This window comes from Streptococcus caballi DSM 19004, from assembly GCF_000379985.1.
Classification (GTDB): Bacteria; Bacillota; Bacilli; order Lactobacillales; family Streptococcaceae; genus Streptococcus; species Streptococcus caballi.
Genome location: NZ_KB904078.1, coordinates 1 through 22,731, shown reverse-complemented (window position 1 = coordinate 22,731; position 22,731 = coordinate 1). Strand labels below are relative to the sequence as shown.

At 40.9% G+C, this 22,731-nt stretch carries 21 protein-coding genes and 1 rRNA gene; 18 read left to right on the top strand and 4 right to left on the bottom strand.

Features of this window, described 5'->3' with window-relative positions; all coding sequences use genetic code 11:
- Positions 1-10: 10 nt before the first annotated feature.
- The 3 genes from A3GS_RS0105750 to A3GS_RS0105740 are packed head-to-tail and all read left to right on the top strand — an operon-like array spanning position 11 to position 3,133.
- Positions 11-1,387: a M20/M25/M40 family metallo-hydrolase gene (locus tag A3GS_RS0105750; protein ID WP_018364473.1), complete on the top strand. Its 1,377-nt coding sequence runs from the start codon at positions 11-13 to the stop codon at positions 1,385-1,387.
- Positions 1,377-2,444, top strand: a complete 1,068-nt coding sequence (locus A3GS_RS0105745; protein ID WP_018364472.1) for a methionine ABC transporter ATP-binding protein — start codon at positions 1,377-1,379, stop codon at positions 2,442-2,444. Before A3GS_RS0105750 ends, A3GS_RS0105745 begins: the two co-directional genes overlap by 11 nt.
- The gene (locus A3GS_RS0105740; protein ID WP_018364471.1) at positions 2,441-3,133 is read left to right on the top strand and encodes a methionine ABC transporter permease; all 693 of its coding nucleotides are present in this window, start codon (positions 2,441-2,443) and stop codon (positions 3,131-3,133) included. Before A3GS_RS0105745 ends, A3GS_RS0105740 begins: the two co-directional genes overlap by 4 nt.
- A gap of 29 nt (positions 3,134-3,162) precedes the next feature.
- Here the strand turns inward: A3GS_RS0105740 and brnQ are convergent, their stop codons facing one another.
- Positions 3,163-4,533, bottom strand: coding sequence for a branched-chain amino acid transport system II carrier protein (gene brnQ / locus A3GS_RS0105735; protein ID WP_018364470.1), 1,371 nt, complete (start codon positions 4,531-4,533; stop codon positions 3,163-3,165).
- Between the two features lie 178 nt (positions 4,534-4,711).
- Here brnQ and sstT point away from each other — a divergent pair, with 178 nt between their 5' ends.
- From sstT to A3GS_RS0105710, 5 genes are all read left to right on the top strand, one after another.
- Positions 4,712-5,929 carry a serine/threonine transporter SstT gene (sstT, locus tag A3GS_RS0105730; protein WP_018364469.1) on the top strand — a complete coding sequence of 406 codons (1,218 nt, stop codon included), beginning with the start codon at positions 4,712-4,714 and terminating at the stop codon, positions 5,927-5,929.
- 141 nt (positions 5,930-6,070) lie between these two features.
- Positions 6,071-6,916, top strand: a complete 846-nt coding sequence (locus A3GS_RS0105725) for an SAM hydrolase/SAM-dependent halogenase family protein (protein ID WP_018364468.1) — start codon at positions 6,071-6,073, stop codon at positions 6,914-6,916.
- Positions 6,917-6,942: 26 nt separating this feature from the next.
- A complete protein-coding gene (locus tag A3GS_RS0105720; RefSeq protein WP_018364467.1) occupies positions 6,943-7,488 on the top strand; it encodes an ECF-type riboflavin transporter substrate-binding protein in 546 nt (181 codons plus the stop codon).
- A 24-nt stretch (positions 7,489-7,512) separates the two neighbouring features.
- The gene (locus A3GS_RS0105715; RefSeq protein ID WP_018364466.1) at positions 7,513-9,189 is read left to right on the top strand and encodes an ABC transporter ATP-binding protein; all 1,677 of its coding nucleotides are present in this window, start codon (positions 7,513-7,515) and stop codon (positions 9,187-9,189) included.
- Entirely contained in the window at positions 9,182-10,012 is an 831-nt protein-coding gene (locus A3GS_RS0105710; protein WP_018364465.1) for an energy-coupling factor transporter transmembrane component T family protein, read from the top strand. The genes A3GS_RS0105715 and A3GS_RS0105710 overlap by 8 nt, the downstream gene beginning before the upstream one ends.
- A gap of 53 nt (positions 10,013-10,065) precedes the next feature.
- On the opposite strand, the gene A3GS_RS0105705 is transcribed toward A3GS_RS0105710, so the two are convergent.
- From A3GS_RS0105705 to rsmG, 3 genes are all read right to left on the bottom strand, one after another.
- The gene (locus A3GS_RS0105705; protein ID WP_018364464.1) at positions 10,066-10,740 is read right to left on the bottom strand and encodes a potassium channel family protein; all 675 of its coding nucleotides are present in this window, start codon (positions 10,738-10,740) and stop codon (positions 10,066-10,068) included.
- A gap of 93 nt (positions 10,741-10,833) precedes the next feature.
- Complete coding sequence (locus A3GS_RS0105700) at positions 10,834-12,225, bottom strand: potassium transporter TrkG (RefSeq protein ID WP_051069776.1); 1,392 nt, start codon at positions 12,223-12,225, stop codon at positions 10,834-10,836.
- Positions 12,225-12,938 carry a 16S rRNA (guanine(527)-N(7))-methyltransferase RsmG gene (gene rsmG / locus A3GS_RS0105695; RefSeq protein ID WP_018364462.1) on the bottom strand — a complete coding sequence of 238 codons (714 nt, stop codon included), beginning with the start codon at positions 12,936-12,938 and terminating at the stop codon, positions 12,225-12,227. The genes A3GS_RS0105700 and rsmG overlap by 1 nt, the downstream gene beginning before the upstream one ends.
- A 573-nt stretch (positions 12,939-13,511) precedes the next feature.
- On the opposite strand from rsmG, the gene A3GS_RS0105690 reads away from it, so the two are divergent.
- From A3GS_RS0105690 to A3GS_RS0105645, 10 genes are all read left to right on the top strand, one after another.
- Positions 13,512-14,066 (top strand): LemA family protein, encoded by a 555-nt coding sequence (locus A3GS_RS0105690; protein WP_018364461.1) that lies wholly within the window; start codon positions 13,512-13,514, stop codon positions 14,064-14,066.
- Between the two features lie 38 nt (positions 14,067-14,104).
- Positions 14,105-14,998, top strand: a complete 894-nt coding sequence (gene htpX / locus A3GS_RS0105685) for a zinc metalloprotease HtpX (protein WP_018364460.1) — start codon at positions 14,105-14,107, stop codon at positions 14,996-14,998.
- A 149-nt stretch (positions 14,999-15,147) separates the two neighbouring features.
- Positions 15,148-15,669: a YceD family protein gene (locus tag A3GS_RS0105680; RefSeq protein WP_018364459.1), complete on the top strand. Its 522-nt coding sequence runs from the start codon at positions 15,148-15,150 to the stop codon at positions 15,667-15,669.
- A 255-nt stretch (positions 15,670-15,924) separates the two neighbouring features.
- Positions 15,925-16,614, top strand: a complete 690-nt coding sequence (locus A3GS_RS0105675; protein WP_018364458.1) for a response regulator transcription factor — start codon at positions 15,925-15,927, stop codon at positions 16,612-16,614.
- 77 nt (positions 16,615-16,691) lie between these two features.
- The gene (locus tag A3GS_RS0105670) at positions 16,692-18,086 is read left to right on the top strand and encodes a HAMP domain-containing sensor histidine kinase (RefSeq protein WP_018364457.1); all 1,395 of its coding nucleotides are present in this window, start codon (positions 16,692-16,694) and stop codon (positions 18,084-18,086) included.
- Between the two features lie 120 nt (positions 18,087-18,206).
- Positions 18,207-18,701: a transcriptional regulator NrdR gene (gene nrdR / locus A3GS_RS0105665; protein ID WP_018364456.1), complete on the top strand. Its 495-nt coding sequence runs from the start codon at positions 18,207-18,209 to the stop codon at positions 18,699-18,701.
- Entirely contained in the window at positions 18,688-19,827 is a 1,140-nt protein-coding gene (locus tag A3GS_RS0105660) for a replication initiation and membrane attachment family protein (protein WP_018364455.1), read from the top strand. The genes nrdR and A3GS_RS0105660 overlap by 14 nt, the downstream gene beginning before the upstream one ends.
- A 10-nt stretch (positions 19,828-19,837) precedes the next feature.
- Entirely contained in the window at positions 19,838-20,743 is a 906-nt protein-coding gene (gene dnaI / locus A3GS_RS0105655) for a primosomal protein DnaI (RefSeq protein WP_018364454.1), read from the top strand.
- Between the two features lie 43 nt (positions 20,744-20,786).
- A complete protein-coding gene (gene der / locus A3GS_RS0105650) occupies positions 20,787-22,097 on the top strand; it encodes a ribosome biogenesis GTPase Der (RefSeq protein WP_018364453.1) in 1,311 nt (436 codons plus the stop codon).
- 521 nt (positions 22,098-22,618) lie between these two features.
- Positions 22,619-22,731: ribosomal RNA gene (locus tag A3GS_RS0105645) — 16S ribosomal RNA — on the top strand; the annotation flags it as partial.

Here is a 22,731-nt window from a genome sequence, read left to right as displayed (position 1 = left end):
AAGGAGAAAAATGTCATTTTCAAGTGAAGCAGAACAGATTGCTAAGTTTAGGCAAGATGAAGTGGCTCAGCATTATTTTGAAGTTTTGCGGACGCTGATTTCCAAGAAGTCAATTTTTGCCCAACAGATCGGCTTATCTGACGTGGCTGGTTATTTAGGTGAGATTTTTTCAAATGTTGGCGCGGAGGTCACCATCGATGAAGCCTATCAAGCCCCCTTTGTTATTGCAAAGTTTAAAAGTTCTAAACCAGATGCCAAAACCATTATTTTTTATAATCATTATGACACGGTGCCTGCGGATAATGATCAAGTTTGGACAGATGATCCGTTCAAATTAACTATTCACAAGGGTTATATGTACGGGCGTGGCGTTGATGATGACAAAGGCCACATTACTGCCAGACTGACCGCTGTCCGCAAGTATGTCCGCGAACATGGCGATTTGCCTGTCAATATCACGTTTATGATGGAAGGTGCAGAAGAATCAGCTTCAACAGACCTTGAAAAATACCTTGAAAAATACCGTGACAGTCTGTTGCCTGCTGACTTATTGATCTGGGAACAGGGAAATAAAAATGCGCTTGGTCAACTAGAAATAACAGGTGGCAACAAGGGAATCGTAACTTTTGATTTATCGGTTGAAAGTGCTGAGGTGGATATCCACTCTAAATATGGCGCGGTGATTGAATCAGCCTCTTGGTATCTTTTGAATGCTATCTCCAGCATGCGTGACAATAACGGCCGTATTCTCATTGATGGTATTTATGACCAAGTTCAGGCCCCTAACGAGCGTGAGTTGGATTTAGTTGAACGTTATGCCATTGAAAATAGTGATATTCTCCATAAACTTTATGGCCTGCGTCTACCTGTTTTGCAGGCTGAGCGTCGTGAGTTTTTAAAAACTTATTTCTTTGAGCCGGCCTTAAGCATTGAAGGTATTTCATCTGGGTATCTGGGTAAAGGGGTTAAAACCATCTTGCCATCGCAAGCTTCAGCTAAGATGGAAGTTCGTTTAGTGCCAGGTTTGACACCAAAGGCAGTTTTTGACAGTATTCAAAAACATCTATGGAAGCATCGTTTTGAGAGGATTAAATTGACTTATACCCTAGGTGAGGAAAGTTACCGTAGCGATATGAGTCACCCTGAAATTATCAAGATTATTGATTTGGCTAAGGGACTTTATGAAGACGGTGTCTCGGTCCTGCCGACTACGGCTGGGACTGGTCCGATGCATATGATTTATCAGGCCCTAGGTGTTCCTATGGTGGCTTTTGGTCTTGGAAATGCCAACAGTCGTGATCATGGTGGCGATGAGAATGTTTCAATTGCAGATTATTATACCCATATTGAATTAATTGAGGAGTTAATAAAGACTTATGAAAAATAAAATTATTCAACTAGACCACATTGACATTACCTTTCGTCAAAAGAAGCGTGTCATTGAAGCCGTCAAGGATGTAACTGTCCATATTAACCAAGGCGATATTTACGGGATTGTTGGCTATTCAGGTGCTGGGAAATCAACTCTTGTGCGTGTTATCAATCTCTTACAGAGCCCAACGGCTGGCAAAGTTACTGTTGATGGTGATGTGACTTTTGCGGATGATAAAATACAACTATCGGCCAGTCAGTTGCGGCAAAAACGCCGTGACATTGGCATGATCTTCCAACATTTCAATCTAATGGCACAAAAAACAGCTCGTGAAAATATTGATTTTGCGTTGCGCCATTCTGACCTATCTAAAGAGGAGAAGGAAAGAAAGGTCACGGATTTGCTTGAATTAGTTGGTCTGGCTGATCGTGCGGAAAATTATCCTGCCCAATTGTCTGGAGGTCAAAAACAGCGTGTGGCTATTGCGCGTGCTTTGGCTAATGACCCTAAAATTTTGATTTCAGATGAAGCTACATCAGCTCTTGATCCTAAGACAACCAAGCAAATATTGACTTTGCTGCAAGATTTAAATAAAAAGCTAGGTCTGACTATTGTCATGATTACTCATGAAATGCAGATTGTCAAAGATATTTGTAACCGTGTAGCCGTTATGCAAAATGGTCATCTCATCGAAGAAGGCACTGTTCTGGATATTTTCTCAAATCCTAAGCAAGCTTTGACACAGGAATTCATCAAAACAGCAACAGGTGTAGAGGAAGCATTGGCGAAAATTGAGCAACAGGAAGTGGTCAAGAATCTTCCTGCAACAGCAGTCTTGACTCAATTAAAATACGCAGGCACATCAACCGATGAGCCCATTCTCAATCAGCTCTACAAGAACTATCAGGTAACAGCTAATATTCTATATGCTAACATTGAAATTTTGGATAACATCCCAGTTGGTGAAATGATTACAGTTTTGGATGGCAGCGACAGCAATGTTGCTCAGGCTGAAAAAGCATTGCAGGAAGCTGGTGTAGAAGTCATTGTTTTAAAGAGAGGTGCTAAATGATTGATGTGTTAAAAACTTATTTGCCAAATGTTTTTGAGCTAGGCTGGTCAGGTGATGCAGGATGGGCCTTGGCCATTTGGAATACCCTATATATGACGGTGCTACCTTTTATTGTTGGTGGCGCAGTTGGCTTGGTTGTTGGTCTCTTGCTAGTGCTCACGGGGCCAAATGGTGTCATTAAAAACAAGGTAGTTTGTTGGATTGTTGATAAGGTTACCTCGGTTTTTCGTGCCATTCCTTTCGTTATCCTGATTGCGGTGTTGGCATCACTTACCATGCTTATCATGCAGACTAACCTCGGTCCGACAGCAGCCTTGGTTCCCTTGTCATTTGCAACTTTCCCATTTTTTGCTCGTCAGGTTCAGGTTGTCTTTTCAGAACTTGATCGTGGGGTCATTGAGGCTGCTCAGGCATCAGGAGCTACCTTCTGGGATATTGTCAAGGTTTATTTGAGTGAAGGTCTTCCAGATCTCATTCGTGTGTCAACGGTAACCCTTATTTCTTTAGTTGGAGAAACAGCTATGGCCGGTGCTATCGGTGGAGGTGGTCTTGGTAATGTGGCTATTTCTTATGGTTACTATCGTTTTAACAACGATGTCACTTGGGTAGCAACCTTAATGATTCTCTTACTTATTTTTGCTATTCAATTTTTAGGCGACTGGTTAACACGTAAGGTTAGCCATCGTTAAATAAAAAAGAGATCTGCGGATCTCTTTTTTTACTGCTTTTTAAGTTTTGATAGAAAAAGGCTAAGGATAAAACCGAAAATGGCAAAGCTGATCCAGCCCATGCTATACTGTCCAAGCGGGACGGTTTTGGTGAAGAAGGCTACAACAGCGCTTGGCAGTCTAAATAGTTCTGTTAGACTTGCTAGCGTTGAGAGTGCATCGTAGAGCCCAGCAATTGCTGTTAAAGCAATAGTAACTTGGTAAACAAGGGCACTTCCTTTAAAGTAGGGATTGAGTAAGACAAGTGCAATGATGACAATGGTCAAGGGATAAAGCAGGTAGAGTACTGGGAGAGACCACTTAATCAGCTCTGACAAACCTCCAAAGTAAAAACCAGCAGCAACCAACGTGAAAATAGTAGCCCAAGCCAGGTGAGATAAGCGTGGAAGAATTTTATGGAAATATTCTGCACAGGCTGTGATAAGACCTGTTGCTGTTGTCAGACAGGCCAGGAAAATAGCCGCAGCCAACACAGCTTGTCCGATGCTTCCTAGGTAAAAATGTGCAGCTTGACTGAGAACGTGACCACCATCAATACTATTTTTTTCAAAGACAAATTGTCCGTTGATAAAGCTGAACAGACTTTGCGATGTAGCTCCGATTCGGCCAACGAAGATATAGATAAGAGCCAAAAGAATGATGGCGATTAGGCCAGATTTGAAAGTCATTGAGGCAACTTCTTTGTCATTTGCAGCCTCATACTCTTTACTGGCGTTGATGACTAAGATGGCAAAAGCTAGTGAAGCCAAGGCATCCATGGTACCATAGCCCTGAATCAAGCCTGCTACGAAAGGTACTGATTTGAAGGCGCTACTAATATCTGTTGCAGCATTGTGGGGCTGTCCGATGGCGCCAGCAGGATGAACAAAGGATGCCATTACTAAAATAGCGATGATGATAAGTAGTGCAGGCGTGAGGTACTTACCGATACGGTCAGCAATTTTGCTGGGCTTGATGGCTAACCAGTAAGAAATTCCAAAAAAGATGAGACCGTAAATAATCTTAATAGCTAAGTTATTTCCAAAAATAGGCTCAACCCCTATGGAATATGAAGTTGCTCCTGTCCTTGGAATGGCAAAAAAAGGGCCAATAGAGAGATAGAGAGCAATGGAAAATAGCAGAGCATACTTACGAGAAACAGGTCTGACGAAGTCTTCGACGTCACTAGCACCAGAGTAGGCCACCGCCACCACACCAAGCAGGGGTAATGTCACTCCTGTCAAGCAGAATCCTAGGATGGCGAGAGCAAGGTTAGAGCCTGAGTAAATACCCAAAAAAGCAGGATAAATCAGGTTTCCCGCGCCAAAGAAGAGCGCAAAGAGCATGAAGCCAATGATGATGTATGTATTTCTTTTTTTCATAAGTATCCTCTAAAAATTAATCTTTCAAAATTGAAATTGATTGGAATTGTATAAAATTGTATGAATTTAATTGTAGCAGAGAGATAAGAAAGCGTCAATAGGCAGTGCAGAGCCAATTTGACGAACAAAGTTAATTGTATTATGATTAAATCAAGCAAAATGATGATTAGGAGTAGAAATGAAACATTTTATTAGAGTTTGGAACCAGACCAGTCTCATCAAGAGGATTGCTATCGGAGTTGTTTTAGGACTGATTGTTGGTCTTCTAGCGCCTAAACTCTCCGTGGTTGGCTTACTGGGGGATATGTTTGTTGGAGGACTCAAAGCTGTTGCGCCACTACTGGTTTTTGTACTAGTTGCCAATGCCTTGTCGCAACACGAAGAAGGTCAGAGGACTAATATGTCCACCGTTATCGGCCTTTATCTAGTAGGAACATTCACAGCTGCGCTAGTTGCTGTTTTGGTCAATTACATTTTTCCTTTGGAATTAACCCTTAGCAAGTCGACAGCCAGTGATTTGTCAGCTCCTCAAGGAGTAGCAGAAGTTTTTCAAACTCTGTTACTAAAAATTGTAGATAATCCCATTCATGCCATATCAACGGCCAATTATATCGGTGTTTTAGCTTGGGCTGTTGTGTTCGGACTAGCCATGCGCAACGTTAGTGAGACGACAAAGGAACTCTTGCAAACCATGGCTGAAGTGACCTCGCAAGTGGTGCGATGGATTATCAATTTGGCTCCTTTTGGTATCTTGGGTTTGGTATTTAAGACCATTTCTGAGAACGGTATTAAGGTGCTGACAGACTATGGCCTGCTTATCGCTGTCTTGGTTGGGACCATGTTTTTTGTCGCTCTGGTGGTCAACCCGCTTATTGCTTTTGTCATGATGAGGAAAAATCCTTATCCGCTAGTGCTTCGCTGTCTGAAAGAATCTGGCGTGACAGCTTTTTTCACTCGCAGTTCAGCTGCTAATATTCCAGTCAATATGAAGCTATGTGAGGACTTGGGCCTCAATAAGGACACTTATTCCGTGTCTATTCCGCTAGGGGCGACCATCAATATGGCTGGCGCAGCAGTTACCATTAATGTCTTGACGATGGCTGCGGTCAATACGCTTGATATACCTGTTGATTTTCCAACAGCCTTCTTGCTTAGTATCGTAGCTGCTATATCAGCCTGCGGAGCTTCGGGTGTTGCAGGCGGTTCGCTCCTACTGATTCCTGTTGCTTGTAGCTTGTTTGGTATTTCTAATGATTTGGCTATGCAGGTGGTTGGTGTTGGCTTTATCGTTGGTGTCATCCAAGATTCCTGCGAAACAGCACTTAATTCTTCAACGGATGTTCTCTTTACTGCGGTAGCTGAGAAATCAGCTTGGCGTAAAAAGAAAGTCTCATAATCAACCTGGCTGGGCAGAAGCTCAGCCATTTTTATAAGGGCTATAGTTCAAACTTATAACTAGCTCAATAAAGAGACAATTTCAAAAAGCTTGCTATTTATGGTAAAATAAGACATCTTTAAAAAAGAAATAGGTATCAGTATGACTAATAATTTATTGGTGTTGCAATCGGATTTTGGATTGGTTGATGGTGCTGTTGCAGCCATGTTTGGAGTGGCTTTGCAGGAGTCTCCTGACTTAGAAATTCACAATTTGACTCATGACATCACGCCCTACAATATTTTCGAGGCCTCCTATCGCCTCTTTCAGACAATTGAATACTGGCCGCAGGGCACAACTTTTGTCTCTGTTGTAGACCCAGGTGTTGGCTCTAAGCGAAAGAGTGTTGTAGCTCTGACTGAAAGTAATCAGTTCATTGTGACCCCCGATAATGGAACGCTTTCCTACATTAAAAATCATGTCGGTATCAAGGCTATCCGTGAAATTTCTGAAGTTAAAAATCGTCGTCGGAACACAGAATATTCTTATACTTTCCATGGCCGTGATGTTTATGCCTACACAGGCGCTAAGCTAGCTAGCGGTCATATTAGCTTTGAAGAAGTTGGCCCCGAGTTATCGGTTGATAATATCGTGGAGTTGCCAGAGGTGGCGACAAGGGTTGATAAGGACGCCGTCTTTGGAGCCATCGACATTCTGGATGTTCGCTTTGGCTCACTCTGGACCTCTATCAAGCGTGAAGAATTTTATACACTTAATCCTGAATTTGGAGATCGTTTTGAAGTGACCATTTACAATAATGATATGCTGGTCTACCAGAACCAAGTCACTTATGGAAAGTCCTTTGCTGATGTCCGCATCGGTCAGCCGATTCTCTATATCAATTCTCTCTATCGTGTAGGGCTAGCCATCAATCAAGGTTCTTTTGCCAAGGCCTACAATGTTGGTGTTGGTTCAAACTGGCGTATTGAGATTCGCCGAATTGCTTAATCATTCATTTACATAAAGGAGAACTCATGAAAAGTAATTCTATTAAAACAGTTGTTGCAACAGGTATCGGGGCAGCGCTCTTCGTCATTATTGGTATTTTTGTCAACATTCCTGTCTTCTCAAATACCAGTATCTCATTGCAGTATGCAGTTCAAGCTCTTTTTGCTATTATCTTTGGCCCAGTTGCGGGTTTCTTTGTTGGTTTCATCGGTCACATGATCAAGGACATGTTTTCTGGCTATGGTGTTTGGTGGACATGGGTGCTCCCAAGTGGTTTAGTTGGACTTGGTATAGGTCTTTTGAAAAATAAACTCCAAATTGAAAAAGGAAAACTTTCAGCCAATGATTACGTCTGGTTTAATCTCGTTCAAATCGTGACTAACTTGATTGCTTGGGGCGTGATTGCTCCTCTTGGAGATATTGTGATTTACAGTGAACCAGCTAATAAAGTCTTTACTCAAGGTTTGATTGCGGCGATTTCAAATGCTTTGACAATTGGTATTGCGGGTAGTATCTTGCTAGCAGTCTACGCCAAGACGCGCACGCAGTCTGGTAGTTTGTCTAAAGACTAATCTCCTAAATTAAGGAAGAAATTGATGACTAACTTTATTGTTTTTAAAGACTTCACTTTTAAATACGATGCTCAGGCGGAGCCGACTTTGAGAAATATCAATCTGTCTATTGAAAAAGGGCAGAAGGTTTTGATTGTTGGTCCATCTGGCTCTGGGAAGTCCACCTTGGGCCAGTGTCTCAATGGCATTATCCCTAATATCTATCATGGTGAGAAGTCTGGCTCTCTAACCATTGATGGTCAAAATGCTTTTGACTTGTCTATTTACGACAAGTCTCATTTGGTTTCTACAGTTTTGCAGGATCCAGATGGTCAGTTTATTGGACTGACTGTGGCTGAGGATTTGGCTTTTGCTTTAGAAAATGACTGTCTTACTCTTGACGAGATGAAGGAGAAAATCAACTATTGGGCGGATAAGCTTGATTTACTTGACTTGCTTGATCATCGTCCGCAGGATTTGTCAGGTGGGCAAAAGCAGCGCGTCAGCTTGGCAGGGGTGCTTATTGATGAGAGCCCCATTCTTCTATTTGATGAGCCCCTGGCTAATCTTGATCCCAAGTCAGGTCAGGCGACTATTGATTTGATTGATCACATTCACGAGGAGACTGGCGCGACGACGATTATTATTGAGCACCGTTTGGAGGATGTGCTCTATCGCAAGGTGGACAAGATTGTTCTGGTCAATGATGGTTGCATTCTCTTTGACGGGGAGCCTGACCGACTTTTACAGACGACTCTTTTAGCTGAAAATGGCATCCGCGAACCACTTTATGTGACTGTTTTACGTGATTTAGGGCTGTCTATTGATTCTGCGCAACACCTGTCCAAACTCAGTCAAATGGACTTGAGTCAGGTCAGTTTTAGTGAAGAAGTTTCGCCAGCGCAGCCATTACCCAAAGAAAAACTACTGGAAATCAACAATCTAAACTTTGCCTACGAGTTAGGCAAGCCCATTCTCAAGAATGTATCGCTGGTCATTCATCAGGGTGAACGGATTTCTATCATTGGGAAAAATGGGGCGGGGAAATCCACTCTAGCCAAGGCTTTGTGCCAATTTATTCCTGTGGAAGGCCAAGTGCTCTATCAAGGTCAGTCTATTGCCAACGATTCGATTAAGGAGCGTGCTGGGCGCATAGGATATGTCTTGCAAAACCCTAATCAGATGATTAGTCAGACCATGATTTTTGATGAGGTTGCTTTAGGGCTGCGTTTGCGCGGGCTGGATGAATCGGAAATTAAAGAACGTGTCTATCAGACACTGAAAACTTGCGGGCTTTATGAGTATCGTAAGTGGCCTATTTCAGCCTTATCTTTCGGCCAGAAGAAGCGTGTGACCATTGCGTCCATCTTGGTTTTAAACCCAGAAATCATCCTCCTAGATGAGCCGACAGCTGGTCAAGACAAACGCAACTACACTGAAATTATGCAGTTTCTAAATGAATTAAATGCAGCTGGTCATACGATCATTATGATTACCCATGACATGCAGCTTATGTTGGAGTATTCGGATCGCAGTATCGTGGTCTATGATGGCCAAATCATTGCGGATGACACGCCTGTCAATATTTTCAATCAAGAAGAGATTTTGGAGCGTGCTAATTTGAAGAAAACCAGTCTATTTGACTTGGCACAGCAGTTGAAGGCGGATCCGATTGCCCTCACTCAGTACTACATCAAACAGCAAGGAGGACATCATGGCTAATCAACTCGTTGGTTATCAAGATGGCGACAGCTTTCTTTATCGTCTGTCGGGTGCCAGTAAGCTTCTTTTCTTTATTTTAGTATCAGTTGCCTGCATGACGACCTATGATACACGACTTATTATTTTCATTGGACTACTGTCACTTTATCTTTTTAAATTGGCCAATATTCACTGGCATCAGGTGTCCTTCATCGTCAAATTCATCGGTTTCTTTGCCCTGATTAATGTCATTGTGGTCTATCTCTTCGCACCAGAATACGGTGAGAAAATATACCAAGCTAGGACAGTGCTCTGGGCTGGTTGGGGAAGATTTTATCTGACTAGCCAAGAACTCTTTTATTTGTTGAATTTATCCTTTAAATATTTTTGTACAGTACCGCTGGCGGTGCTCTTTCTCATGACGACCCATCCCAGCCAATTCGCTTCCAGTCTCAATCAGATTGGGGTACCTTACAAGATTGCTTATGCTGTTAGTTTGACCCTACGTTACATCCCAGATGTACAGGAAGAATTTTATATGATTCGCATGTCGCAGGAAGCGCGTGGTCTAGAGTTATCAAAGAAGGCTAAATTAATAGACCGAATCAAAGGCAATCTGCAAATCGTCATTCCTTTGATTTTCAGTTCCTTGGACAGGATTGATACAGCGTCAACGGCTATGGAGCTGCGCCGCTTTGGCAAAAATAAAAAGCGAACTTGGTACACCTACAAGGTATTTTCAAAGCAGGATGTGATGACCATTGTCATTGCAATACTTATTTTAGCGATTAGTCTTGCACTCTTTTATATTAATCATGGCCGTTTTTACAATCCATGGTCATAAGATAAAATGAACCCAAGCAGAAAAGCTGGGTTCATTTTTTGTATAGGTAACTTCTAATCGTCAAAGTAGCCGAGGTAATCGTATTTTTCAAAGGTGTCTGTATTAGTGATGGCGACAATGATAGTATCAGCTTTGATTGGTTCCTTGAGGCCAATATCAGTCTGCAGAGGAGCCGTTTTAGTCTGGCGTGTCCCAATGATATTGAGGTCATATTTTTTTCGGACGTCCAGTTCCACAACAGTCTTTCCGACCCAAGAAGTCGGAACTTTAAATTCCACGATTGAAATGTCGGATTCAAGTTTGATAATGTCGGCAATTTTATGGCGGAGCAGGCTGGAGGCAACTTGGCGACCAGATTCTCTCTCAGGGGAAATGACGAAGTCAGCACCGATTTCATAGAGCACTTCTTCGTAAATGGTACTCTTGGCCTTGGCAATAACAGTTGAAACACCTAATTTTTTACAGTGCATAACCGCTAACACAGAGCTCTCTAAGCTATTGCCAGTGGCAATAACCACACTGTCACAATCTGCGATGCCCATGTGCTTGAGAAATTCTAGATCGGTAAAGTCACCGATAGCAGCCTTACTAACGAAATCTGACACGTCTTGAACATTATCTTGGTCGCTGTCAATGACGATGACGTCCTGTTCAAACTTGCTGAGTTCCATAGCGACGGTTTTACCAAAAACGCCCAGGCCCAGCACACCAATAATTTTTCTTTCCATTTTGGTCCTTTCTGTTTAATAGTTGAAGAAAATCAAAAAGAGGAGAAATCAGAGCTCGTGCTTCGGATTTTCAAAAGTACTTAGCCCGACAAGTTAACCAAGAATGATATCTGTTTCGGCATAGTGAATGTCTTTTTCTTTCTTTTGCAGGAGTCCGAGTAAGACGGTGATTGGTCCGACACGGCCAATAAACATGAGCAACATGATGATGATTCGTCCAACTGTAGAGAGTTGAGTAGTCAGGTTCATGCTGACACCAACGGTGGCAAGGGCACTTGAGGCTTCAAAGAAGAGAGCAAAGGGGTTGAGTTTGGGCTCAAATTCCAGCAGCAAGAGATAGCCACTAATCAAGACTAAGAAAAAGAAGACTAGAATGATCAAAGTTTGTCTAATAATGCGCGTCGAGATAGTCCGATAACGGTAATTAACACGGCTTTGCCCGCTAATCTCAGCCCGAAAGAGTAAGAAGAGAATGGCTGCCACGGTCACCTTAAAACCACCAGCTGTTCCTCCCGGCGCCCCCCCAATCAGCATTTGAAGAATATAAAGGAGATTGGTTGAGAGATGGGTTTGCGTATAATCCAAGGTTGAAAATCCTGCCGTTCGCATGGTGACACTTTGAAAGAAGGAAATCATGCCTTGTTGGAAAAGATTGAAATGGCCAATAGATTTGCCATTTGAAAATTCCAGCAACCAGGCTAGGCAGGTACCAAGCAGTAAAATCAAAAAGCTTGTTTGCAAAACCAGAAGGCTATGGTGACTGAGTTTTTGTGGGATAATCCTTAATTGTTTGGGCTTTGATGTCCAGCTTTGCTTGGCGGCCTTGAGCAGGTCTTGCCAAACAGAAAATCCCAGTCCGCCGGAAATAATTAAAAAGGTAACCGTGAAATTAACCAAAGGGTTAAGACGAAAATCCATCAAACTATTGGACCCTAGGTTATCAAAACCAGCATTACAAAAGGCCGAGACAGTTAAAAATAGACTGTTGAAAATCCCCCTGGTCCAGCCAAAGCGCGGGATAAAATCAATCATGAGGAGAATCGCCCCCAGTCCTTCGATTGAGAAGGTTATCTTGTAAATGGAAAACAGATAATCCTTCAAATCAGATGAAGAATCACGCGCAATAGCTGACTGCAAGAGGAATTGGTCGTTAAGTGACATTTTACGCCGCAAGAGATAGTAGGATACGGCAATCAGCGTCACCAAACTTAGCCCACCAAATTGCATCAAGAGCATGGACACCAGCTGACCGTAAATATTATAGACCTGACCAACTGGGAAAACGCTAAGCCCAGTCACACAGACCATAGAAACAGCTGTAAAGAGATGATCAAGGTAGTTTGTAGCAGGAGCACCGGTACGATGCATGACAGGAAGCGATAAAAGTAAACTCCCTATTAGTATTAAACTCATAAAACTGAGAATTAATCTCCTGGTCACAGGTATCTTGTGGTGTCCCATGAACAATTCAATCAAGCGATCCATCATAGCGGCTTTTTGTTAGGCATTCCAGCCTTACGTGGGTATTTATTAGGCGTTTCTTTCTTCTTTTCCACAATAGTCATGTGACGTCCGTCGCCATTTGGTAGCTGATAGTTACGGTTTTCGATGACTTTTGAAAATAGCAGTGCTAAAGCATTTTGGGCGTCAGCAATTTCTTGATCTGCTGCGGCAGCCTTGAGAGCAATCAGACGACCACCAACTTTTAAGAAGGGAATAGTCAGCTCAGACAAGACCTGCATGCGGGCCACCGCACGAGCTGTGACTACATCAAAGCTGGCGCGAAAGTTCTTGTCTTGCCCAAAGTCTTCAGCCCTGCCATGGTAAAAATGCACGCCCCCTAAGCCCAATTCATCTGCCAAGAGATTGAGAAAATTGATGCGCTTGTTGAGCGAATCAATGATGGTCACATCAATCTCTGGGTAAATAATCTTCATAGGCAGACTGGGAAAGCCCGCACCCGCTCCAATATCCAGCAGTTTGATAGGTTTATTTTGCAGATAGCCTTGTAAGATAGGGGCGATCGAGTCGTAAAAGTGTTTGAGGTAAACCTCTTTCTGATCAGTGATGGCAGTCAGATTGATTTTCTCATTCCACTCAATCAGCAGTTTAAAATAGGTGTCAAATTGCTCTTTTTGCTTGTCTGATAAGATGATATCAGCCTGCTCCAGAGCTTGATAAAAGTCTTGAGGTGTCATAGTTTTCCCTTTCTAGCCTATACAGTAAATCTTCCTCTATTCTAACATAAAATAGGTCTTGGGGAGATATTCTGACTTGGAAAAGTCTTGGAAAGGAGGAAAAACTAGGAGAGTGCTTGACCATAACCCTTTCTCTTTCCTCCACAAGACGCTTTTTAGAAGCATTTTTTGGCAGGTAAAGATTTCTAGTGGTTACTACACTAATCAATTCTGGACGATTAAAGTCTTTGTTAGACCAACCACCGTCTGCTTCGGATAATGTTTGATTCACAGACTAAAATCCAGCACCGGCTAAAGAAAACAGGGTTTAATAACTCCAAAACGTCTATCATCTTTAGCAGACGTGCTAATTTTGTTTGAAAAGTTTCCTCTGCTTTGGTAGACTAGGGTAGTGGACCGACTTTTATAGTTTCTTCCTGCTTTTTCGTCATTTGGGGCAGTATTTTGAAGGTTTCTGGTATGAAAACGGGGGTTTAAAGTATTTTTTGTTAACTTGGAGCTGATATATCCTTTTCCTTTTAGAAAACAAGGAAAATTGCTATAATAGACAAAACACATAAAAGGAGATAAGACATGACATTACTTATTATTTTGGCGGTTATCATTGTATTGGTTGTTTGGTGCATCGCCATCTACAATGGCTTGGTGAAAAGCCGTATGCAGACTAAGGAATCTTGGAGCCAGATTGATGTGCAATTGAAACGCCGTAATGATCTCATTCCAAATTTAATTGAAACAGTCAAAGGTTATGCAGATTATGAAGGTAAAACTTTGGCCAAGGTGACTGAATTGCGTGCTGCAGTAGCTAATGCTCAAAGTCCTGCAGAAGCTATGAAAGCCAGCAATGCTCTCAGTAAACAATTGACAGGTATCTTTGCTGTGGCGGAAAATTACCCAGACTTAAAGGCTAATACCAGCTTTGTTAAGCTGCAAGACGAGTTGACCAACACAGAAAACAAAATTTCTTACTCACGTCAGCTCTACAATTCAACAACTGCTAACTACAATGTTAAATTGGAAACATTCCCAACCAATATTGTTGGAAGACTCTTCGGTTTCAAGGCTAGCCAATTCTTGGAAACACCTGAAGAAGAAAAAGAAGTGCCTTCTGTTAAGTTTGATTTCTAGAACTTGACCAGCAGATACAGCGCTAAGAAGGAGTAATTATGCTATACGATCAAATTTCCAGAAATAAACGCAGGACGGTCGTGTTAATTATTGTCTTTTTCATGCTTCTGGCAACGATTGGTGCGGCAGTTGGTTACTTGTTACTAGGCAGTCTTGAATTTGGTGTGGCACTAGCCATGATTATTGGTGTGATTTACGCAGCCACCATGATTTTTCAGTCGACCAATGTAGTCATGTCCATGAATAATGCGCATGAGGTGACTGCTGAAGAAGCGCCGCAGCTTTATCACATTGTCGAAGACATGGCTATGGTGGCGCAAATTCCTATGCCTCGTGTTTTCATTGTTGAAGATGATTCACTCAATGCCTTCGCGACGGGTTCCAGCCCTGAAAATGCTGCGATTGCGGCAACCACAGGTCTCTTAGCGGTCATGACGCGTGAAGAATTGGAAGGTGTTGTCGGTCATGAGGTCAGCCATATTAGAAACTATGACATTCGTATTTCTACCATTGCTGTTGCTCTTGCTAGTGCAGTCACAATGCTTTCTAGTATAGGTGGACGCATAATCTGGTATGGTGGTGGTAGACGCAGAAATGATGACAGGGAGGGAGATGGCTTAGGTATTCTTCTGCTGATTTTCTCACTTTTGTCTTTGATTCTGGCTCCGTTGGCAGCTAGTCTGGTTCAGCTAGCCATTTCACGACAACGTGAGTATTTGGCAGACGCTAGCTCGGTTGAATTGACTAGAAATCCTCAGGGGATGATTAAGGCTCTTCAAAAATTAGATCAGTCCCAACCTATGGATCATCCAGTAGATAGTGCTAGCGCAGCGCTTTACATTAATGACCCCATGAAAAGGGAAGGTGTTAGATCGCTCTTCTATACTCATCCGCCTATTTCAGATCGTATTGAGCGTCTGAGACAGATGTAATCGTTCAAAGAAAGCAGATTTTAGCTTAAAAAGCTGAAACTGCTTTTTTATTTTAATAATTCAAATAAAAAATATTGTTAATTTAAAGATTAAATAGTAAGATATTATTAAAAATACTTATATTTAGGCTATCAGAGAAGGGGAATAGAATGTTGTTATTGTCAGAAATTAGAAAACGAGCCGAAGGGGTTGCTTTTAATGATGATTTATCTATTAAAGAAGAGCTCTTGAACAGAGATGCTGGTATTTTAGATATTAAAGATGTGCATGTGGTGGGTTCAGTCACCTATGACCAAGGTTTGTATCTACTTAACTATAAATTAGATTACATCATCACTCTACCATCTAGCCGTTCTATGACACCTGTTGAGTTAAAAGAGAGTCAATTAATTGATGAAATATTCATTGCACAGGCTGATGTGGCGGACAAGAAAGGTATGGTGGTATTGGTTCTTGAAGGAGAAGTGATTGATTTAGCGGAAAGTGTGATTGATAACATCTTGTTAAACGTCCCTCTACAAGTTTTGACAGAAGAGGAGATTAACGGTGATGATATGCCATCTGGTGCCAACTGGTCTGTTTTTACGGAGTCGCAGTATGATAAATTGAGAGCAGAAAAGAAAAAAGCAGATAATCCATTTTCTGCTTTGGATGGCGTGTTTGAAGATTGATATTATTTATTAAAAAATTAAAAAGTCATTGAATTTTTATCATTTATTTGGTATACTTTTGTAGCTGTTTAGTATACTTAATGTAATTATGCATCTAGATTGTTTAATAACAGCTCTTACGACAAAGGCGAGATAATTAGTTTTTTTGTAAAACTATTTCTCATTTCAAATAAAGAGGGTAATATTCTGTTTTTGAATTTAAATAGGATACTACCAAAAATTATATTAAATTTATAAAAATTAAGGATGGTTTATATGACTAAAAAAGTGTTAATCATTGAAGATGAAACAAATCTGGCAAGATTTGTTTCTTTGGAATTACAGCATGAAGGCTACGAAGTTGTTGTTAAAAACAGTGGTAGAGAAGGGTTAGAGGCTGCTTTGGAGTCTGATTTTGACCTGATTTTATTAGACTTGATGTTGCCAGAAATGGATGGTTTTGAGCTAACTCGTAGACTTCAAATTGAGAAAAATACTTATGTTATCATGATGACTGCTCGTGATTCAGTGATGGATATTGTAGCAGGACTGGATCGTGGTGCAGATGACTATATCGTCAAACCATTTGCTATTGAGGAACTTTTAGCGCGTATCAGAGCTATTTTCCGTCGCCAAGATTTAGAATCTGGCAAAAATACAACAGAAGATGACAGTAATTTCCGTGATTTAGCTTTAAATTCTCAAAATCGTTCTGCTGTTCGTGGCAATGTTGAGATTCCTCTGACTAAGCGAGAATTTGATCTGCTTAGCGTTTTAATGTCAAACCGTAATCGAGTTATGACACGTGAAGAATTATTATCCAATGTTTGGAAATATGATTCTGAAGCAGAAACAAATGTAGTTGATGTTTATATTCGTTATCTCCGTGGTAAAATTGACCTACCCGACAAAGAGTCATACATCCAAACAGTTCGTGGTATGGGATATGTCATTCGCGAAAAATGAAAAAGCCATCATTTTTAGTTTACAAGAGTTCTTTAACAAAGAAAATTACTATACGCTCCTTTCTACTTTTTTTCAGCATGTTTACGGCTTTTACAGTCATTGCCTATATGACGACCAATTATTTGCTTTTGGAACGTGAAAAAGCCAATATTGAACATACTATGTCTATTTTCAGTGATCGACTTTCTGTTATGGATGAAGAAGTATCAACTGAAAACTTTATCAATATATTTAAATCTAACTTTGATGAGACAAAAGATGATAGTTGGACAAGCCATAAGGAAGAAATGGCTAATGTTCTTTATCTAAATCTGGATGTTTCAGTATATGATGACCATAAAAAACTCATTTTCACAACTAACGAGAATGTTAAAAATGTAATAACAGAAAAGTTGACAGAGGTAACTAATTATTTTGTAAAAAAAGAAGATACTTTTATCTTAGCTAAGCCAGTATATTCCCAAAAAAATGATATTTTAATTGGTTATATAGAATTATCGCATAGCCTTGATTTTTATAAAAACGTTAGGAACAATACACTACTATTGTTATTGGTTATTGAAGTAGTCGGGATGACCCTAGCTTTGGCTATCATCTCTTCTTCAACAAAGAGCTTCTTGAAACCTATTGACAATCTACACGCTATCATGACAAAAATAGCTGACAATCCAAGCGATTTGCATCTGAGAAGTCAGATTAAGTCGGGAGATGAAATTGAAGAGTTATCAGTCATTTTTGATAATATGTTGGATCGCGTTGAAAACTATACACAGTTGCAAGCAAATTTTATCAGTGATGTCAGTCATGAATTGAGGACACCTGTTGCTGTTATCCAAGGCCATGTTGGGATGTTACAACGTTGGGGAAAAGATGATCCTAAGATTCTTGACGAAAGTCTAGCAGCAACTTACAATGAAGCAGAAAAAATGTCTGTTATGATTAATGATATGTTAGATATGATTCGCGTCCAAGGAAGTTTTGATTTGCACCGTAATGCGATATGTGATCTTGTGGGGTCAATAAATCTAGTCCTTAGTAATTTTAAAGTGCTAAAAAACGATTTCACTTTTATATTTGATAATCAGGTGTCGGCTAATGAGATTTGGGTAAATATTTATCAGAATCATTTTGAACAGGCATTGACAATTTTAATTGACAATGCAGTCAAATATTCGCCGAATATCAAAGAAGTTACTGTGAAACTTGAGCTAGAAGATTTGCAGGTGAAAATTTCAATTACGGACAAAGGTGAAGGGATGTCTCAAGAAGATTTAAAGAACATCTTTAACCGCTTTTATCGAACAGATAAGTCAAGAAATCGGACATCTACCCAGTCAGGTTTGGGAATCGGTCTATCAATTTTAAAGCAAATTGTTGAGGCTTACCGAATTGATATGTCTGTAACTAGTGAGCTTGGCAAAGGAACGACTTTTATCTTGAAAATGCCTTTAGTTGATAAAGACAACTTTTAAACTAAAATTAATAGGTAGGACTGAACTTGTTAGCTGAGTTTGGTCCTACTTTCTTTTGTTATTAGTGAAAATATGATAAAATAAAGTGTTAGATTAAACTGTTAGAATTGGGGTGTTTGTATGCGTTGCCCAAAATGCAATTATAATAAATCCAGTGTTGTGGATAGTCGTCAGGCTGAGGATGGCAATACCATCAGACGCCGCAGAGAATGTGAAAACTGTCACACGCGCTTCACAACCTTTGAACGTGTCGAGGTGTCCCCTCTTTTAGTTATCAAAAAAGATGGCACACGCGAGCAGTTTTCACGCGATAAAATTTTAAATGGTATCGTGCAGAGTGCGCAAAAAAGACCAGTTTCTAGTGATGATATTGAAAAGGTTATTTCACGTATTGAGCAGACAATCCGAAGTCAATATGAAAATGAAGTATCAACTGTTGTTATTGGAAATCTTGTCATGGATGAACTGGCAGAGTTAGATGAGATTACCTATGTGCGTTTTGCTAGTGTTTATAAGAGTTTCAAGGACGTCGACGAGATTGAGGAACTTTTGCAGCAGATTACAAATCGCGTTCGTAGCAAAAAGAAAAGTAGTGTTGCTGATGAAGCCGATTGATAACTTTTCTTATTTGAGGCACAACAAAGTTTTTTTAGATTCGGCCAGTCTGACCCAGCTCTATTTTCCCATAGTGGGTGGTGATGCGGTGGCTCTCTACCAGTATTTGGTGCATTTTTTTGATGATGGTGCTAAAGAACACAAGTTTTCTGAGATTCTGAATCATCTGCAGTTTGGAATGAGACGTTTGGAAGAGGCCTTTGTCATGCTGACTGCTGTGGATCTCTTGGTGCTTTACCAAACTAGGGAAAAATACTTGCTCAAACTTCAACCTGCTCTGGGAAATGAAGCTTTTCTGAATAATCCAATTTATCGCAGATTGTTGGAGCAGCGAATTGGCGATGTTGCGGTTGAGGAAATGCTTTTGAAAATTCCTGACGGAGCAAGGGATATTTCCAAAAAATTTTCAGATGTGTTTACTGATATAGACCATCCTATGCTTCAGCAGAAAGATAATCAAATTCATTTTGATTTGGACAGTTTCCAGCGTTTAATGCAACGAGATGGCCTCCGCTTCAAAGATGAAAAAAAAGATGTTATTGAACTTTATAACATTGCTGAGCGTTTCAGTTTGAATTGGTTTGACACCTACACACTGGCTAAAGAGACAGCTATCAACGCAGTTATTTCACCCAAACGCATGCAGGCTCGTCGTAAGCAGGCTCGGTCTGAGCAGTCAAGCAACCAATTTAGTCAAAAAGAGCAGATCATTGTTCGCGAAGCCAAGCAGACCAGTGCCAAAGATTTTTTAATGAAAATCAAGAAATCTCGTCACGCTGTGGTAACCAAGAGCGAAGAGAAGTTGCTAGAAGATTTGGCAAATATGAGTTTCTTGGACGAGGTGATTAGCGTCATGTTGCTTTACACTTTGGACAAGACCAAATCTGCTAATGTCAACAAGCCTTATATCATGAAGTTAGCTAATGACTTTGCTTATCAGCAAGTAGCTAGCGCGGAGGAAGCAGTTCTCAAGTTACGCAGTTTTGCAGAGCGAAAAAATGGTCAGAAAAAGAAGTCGGCAAAAAGCAATATCCCTGAATGGACAGAGAAAGAGTACAAGCAGGTGGCGACAGCTGAAGAGACAGCTAAACTGGAAGAACTCAAAAGAAGTATGCTAGAAGATTAAGGAGATGCTAATGGAAAAAATCGGAGAAACATTGGCCAAGCAGCCTCATTCTAACCGTGTCAATCTTGATGAATTGAGACAGGCTATTTTAGCTGACCGGGAAGTCGCTGATTTTATTAGTACCCATCATCTGACGCAGGAACAAATTAAGCTTAGTTTTCCCAAGTTCAATCAATTCCTGATTGAACGAGCTCGTTTTAGAAACCAAGATGCCGACTATATTGCTAAGGGCTATGAGCCAGTCCTGACAATGAATGAAGGTTATGCTGATGTGACTTATTTGGAGACTCGTGAGCTTGTGGAGGCTAAAAAACGTCAAGATATCAAGAATCGGGTGATTTTGATTGGTTTGCCTTCTAACCTTAAATATATCTCAACAGACGATATTGATCTAGGCGATCCAAATCGTATTGAAATATACAATTACCTGAATAGTTATATCAAGCATCTGGAGGATGGTCCTCAAAAAGGGCTCTATATCTTTGGCAGTTTTGGAGTTGGGAAATCCTATCTCATGGCTTACTTGGCTAATCGTCTGTCTGCTAAGTATGGGAAATCAACGACTCTTCTGCACTTCCCGACTTTTTCTGTTGACATCAAGAATGCTATCAATACAGGCAAGGTCAAGGAAGAGATTGACCAAATTAAACAGGCAGAAATTTTGGTGCTGGATGATATAGGCGCAGAGCAGCAAAGCTCTTGGTTACGTGATGATGTTTTGCAGGTCATTTTACAGTATCGTATGCAGGAAAATTTACTGACTTTCTTTACATCGAATCTTGATATGAAAGGTCTTGAAGAACATTTTGCCTTGTCACGTTCAGGTGATGAATCTTGGCAGGCCAAGCGCGTGATGGAACGCATCAGCTATTTATCGAAAGAAATTCATTTACAAGGTGGCAATCGCCGCCATTAATCAAAAAAACAGCTGTATGGCTGTGTGAGAAAAGGAGAAGAAAGTGGCTTTACCTACAGTAGCTATCGTTGGTCGCCCTAATGTTGGAAAATCAACTCTATTTAACCGTATTGCAGGCGAGCGTATTTCCATTGTGGAAGATGTAGAAGGGGTAACGCGTGACAGAATCTACGCGACTGGAGAATGGCTTAATCGTAAGTTCTCGCTTATTGATACTGGAGGAATCGACGATGTTGACGCGCCTTTTATGGAGCAAATCAAACATCAAGCTGACATTGCTATGACAGAGGCGGATGTTATTGTCTTTGTTGTCTCAGGTAAGGAAGGTGTCACGGATGCCGATGAGTACGTTGCAAAGATTTTGTATCGCGCCAACAAGCCTGTCATTTTAGCGGTTAATAAGGTCGATAATCCTGAGATGCGTAACGATATCTATGACTTCTATTCGTTGGGTCTGGGGGATCCCTATCCTATTTCATCTGTGCATGGGATTGGGACAGGTGATATACTGGACTCCATTGTTGAAAATCTGCCTGTTGAGGAAGAAGAAAAAAATCCCGATATCATCAAGTTTAGCCTGATTGGTCGTCCTAATGTTGGGAAATCTAGCTTGATCAACGCCATTCTTGGTGAAGATCGTGTTATTGCTAGTCCTGTTGCAGGAACAACCCGTGATGCCATTGACACCAGCTTTGTTGACGGTGATGGTCAAGAATACACCATGATTGATACGGCTGGTATGCGTAAGTCAGGTAAGGTTTATGAAAATACAGAAAAGTATTCTGTCATGCGCTCTATGCGTGCCATTGATCGCTCTGATATTGTCCTGATGGTTATCAATGCTGAGGAAGGTATCCGTGAATACGATAAACGTATTGCTGGTTTTGCCCACGATGCTGGTAAAGGAATGATCATCGTAGTCAATAAATGGGATGTCATTGAAAAGGACAATCATACTGTTGCCAAATGGGAAGAGAATATTCGTGACCAGTTCCAGTTTTTGAGTTACGCGCCAATTATCTTTGTCTCAGCCCAAACTAAGCAACGTCTTCACAAACTACCTGAAATGATTAAGCGCATCAGCGAGAGCCAAAATAAACGTATTCCTTCTGCGGTGCTTAACGATATTATTATGGATGCTATTGCTATCAATCCAACGCCAACAGATAAAGGAAAACGCCTAAAAATCTTCTACGGCACTCAAGTTGCGGTTAAACCACCAACTTTTGTTATTTTTGTCAATGAAGAAGAGCTTATGCACTTCTCTTACATGCGTTTCTTGGAAAACCAAATCCGCGCAGCCTTTGGTTTTGAAGGAACACCAATTAATCTCATTGCTCGCAAACGCAAATAAAATTGGATTTCAAAATCAGTCCAGATAAAAAGTTATCGTAGCCTGTCAAATAATTGAGCTCTATGGAGATATAAGCTAAAAAAGTTAGCCATTGTCTGAAAGATACTGGCCTTCGCAGACAATTTTAATCAAAACAGTGGTCTACCTTAAATGGGTATATCACTGCTTTGATTGTAATTGTAGGGATCTTATGATTAAAAAGTCTGAAGGTGGCGTGCTAGAGAGCCGTTCTGTTTCAGTGGAAAATTTCCCGCTCATAAATTTTATGCGAACCATAGTTGACAGGATGGCATAAGTTTAGTATACTGAATAAGCTGTCAAACGGAGCGAGCTGCTGATGAAAACGAGTTGAAAAAACTTTGGAAAAAGTAGTTGACAAGTTGTTTCAGATTTGATAGACTATAGAAGTTGTCTGTTAAGAGACAAAGACCTTTGAAAACTGAACAAGACGAACCAAACGTGCGGGTTGAGACATCGACCTGTTAAGAAAATAAATCTGTCAGTGACAGGAATGAGTAAGATTAAATGAGAGTTTGATCCTGGCTCAGGACGAACGCTGGCGGCGTGCCTAATACATGCAAGTGGAACGCATGATTGATACCGGAGCTTGCTCCACCATTAATCATGAGTCGCG

Bases quoted from the DNA above. Each gene is read 5' to 3' on its own strand.
- A3GS_RS0105750 (WP_018364473.1), top strand. From the start codon at position 11: ATGTCATTTTCAAGTGAAGCAGAACAGATTGCTAAGTTTAGGCAAGAT.
- A3GS_RS0105745 (WP_018364472.1), top strand. From the start codon at position 1,377: ATGAAAAATAAAATTATTCAACTAGACCACATTGACATTACCTTTCGT.
- A3GS_RS0105740 (WP_018364471.1), top strand. From the start codon at position 2,441: ATGATTGATGTGTTAAAAACTTATTTGCCAAATGTTTTTGAGCTAGGC.
- brnQ (WP_018364470.1), bottom strand. From the start codon at position 4,533: ATGAAAAAAAGAAATACATACATCATCATTGGCTTCATGCTCTTTGCG.
- sstT (WP_018364469.1), top strand. From the start codon at position 4,712: ATGAAACATTTTATTAGAGTTTGGAACCAGACCAGTCTCATCAAGAGG.
- A3GS_RS0105725 (WP_018364468.1), top strand. From the start codon at position 6,071: ATGACTAATAATTTATTGGTGTTGCAATCGGATTTTGGATTGGTTGAT.
- A3GS_RS0105720 (WP_018364467.1), top strand. From the start codon at position 6,943: ATGAAAAGTAATTCTATTAAAACAGTTGTTGCAACAGGTATCGGGGCA.
- A3GS_RS0105715 (WP_018364466.1), top strand. From the start codon at position 7,513: ATGACTAACTTTATTGTTTTTAAAGACTTCACTTTTAAATACGATGCT.
- A3GS_RS0105710 (WP_018364465.1), top strand. From the start codon at position 9,182: ATGGCTAATCAACTCGTTGGTTATCAAGATGGCGACAGCTTTCTTTAT.
- A3GS_RS0105705 (WP_018364464.1), bottom strand. From the start codon at position 10,740: ATGGAAAGAAAAATTATTGGTGTGCTGGGCCTGGGCGTTTTTGGTAAA.
- A3GS_RS0105700 (WP_051069776.1), bottom strand. From the start codon at position 12,225: ATGGATCGCTTGATTGAATTGTTCATGGGACACCACAAGATACCTGTG.
- rsmG (WP_018364462.1), bottom strand. From the start codon at position 12,938: ATGACACCTCAAGACTTTTATCAAGCTCTGGAGCAGGCTGATATCATC.
- A3GS_RS0105690 (WP_018364461.1), top strand. From the start codon at position 13,512: ATGACATTACTTATTATTTTGGCGGTTATCATTGTATTGGTTGTTTGG.
- htpX (WP_018364460.1), top strand. From the start codon at position 14,105: ATGCTATACGATCAAATTTCCAGAAATAAACGCAGGACGGTCGTGTTA.
- A3GS_RS0105680 (WP_018364459.1), top strand. From the start codon at position 15,148: ATGTTGTTATTGTCAGAAATTAGAAAACGAGCCGAAGGGGTTGCTTTT.
- A3GS_RS0105675 (WP_018364458.1), top strand. From the start codon at position 15,925: ATGACTAAAAAAGTGTTAATCATTGAAGATGAAACAAATCTGGCAAGA.
- A3GS_RS0105670 (WP_018364457.1), top strand. From the start codon at position 16,692: ATGTTTACGGCTTTTACAGTCATTGCCTATATGACGACCAATTATTTG.
- nrdR (WP_018364456.1), top strand. From the start codon at position 18,207: ATGCGTTGCCCAAAATGCAATTATAATAAATCCAGTGTTGTGGATAGT.
- A3GS_RS0105660 (WP_018364455.1), top strand. From the start codon at position 18,688: ATGAAGCCGATTGATAACTTTTCTTATTTGAGGCACAACAAAGTTTTT.
- dnaI (WP_018364454.1), top strand. From the start codon at position 19,838: ATGGAAAAAATCGGAGAAACATTGGCCAAGCAGCCTCATTCTAACCGT.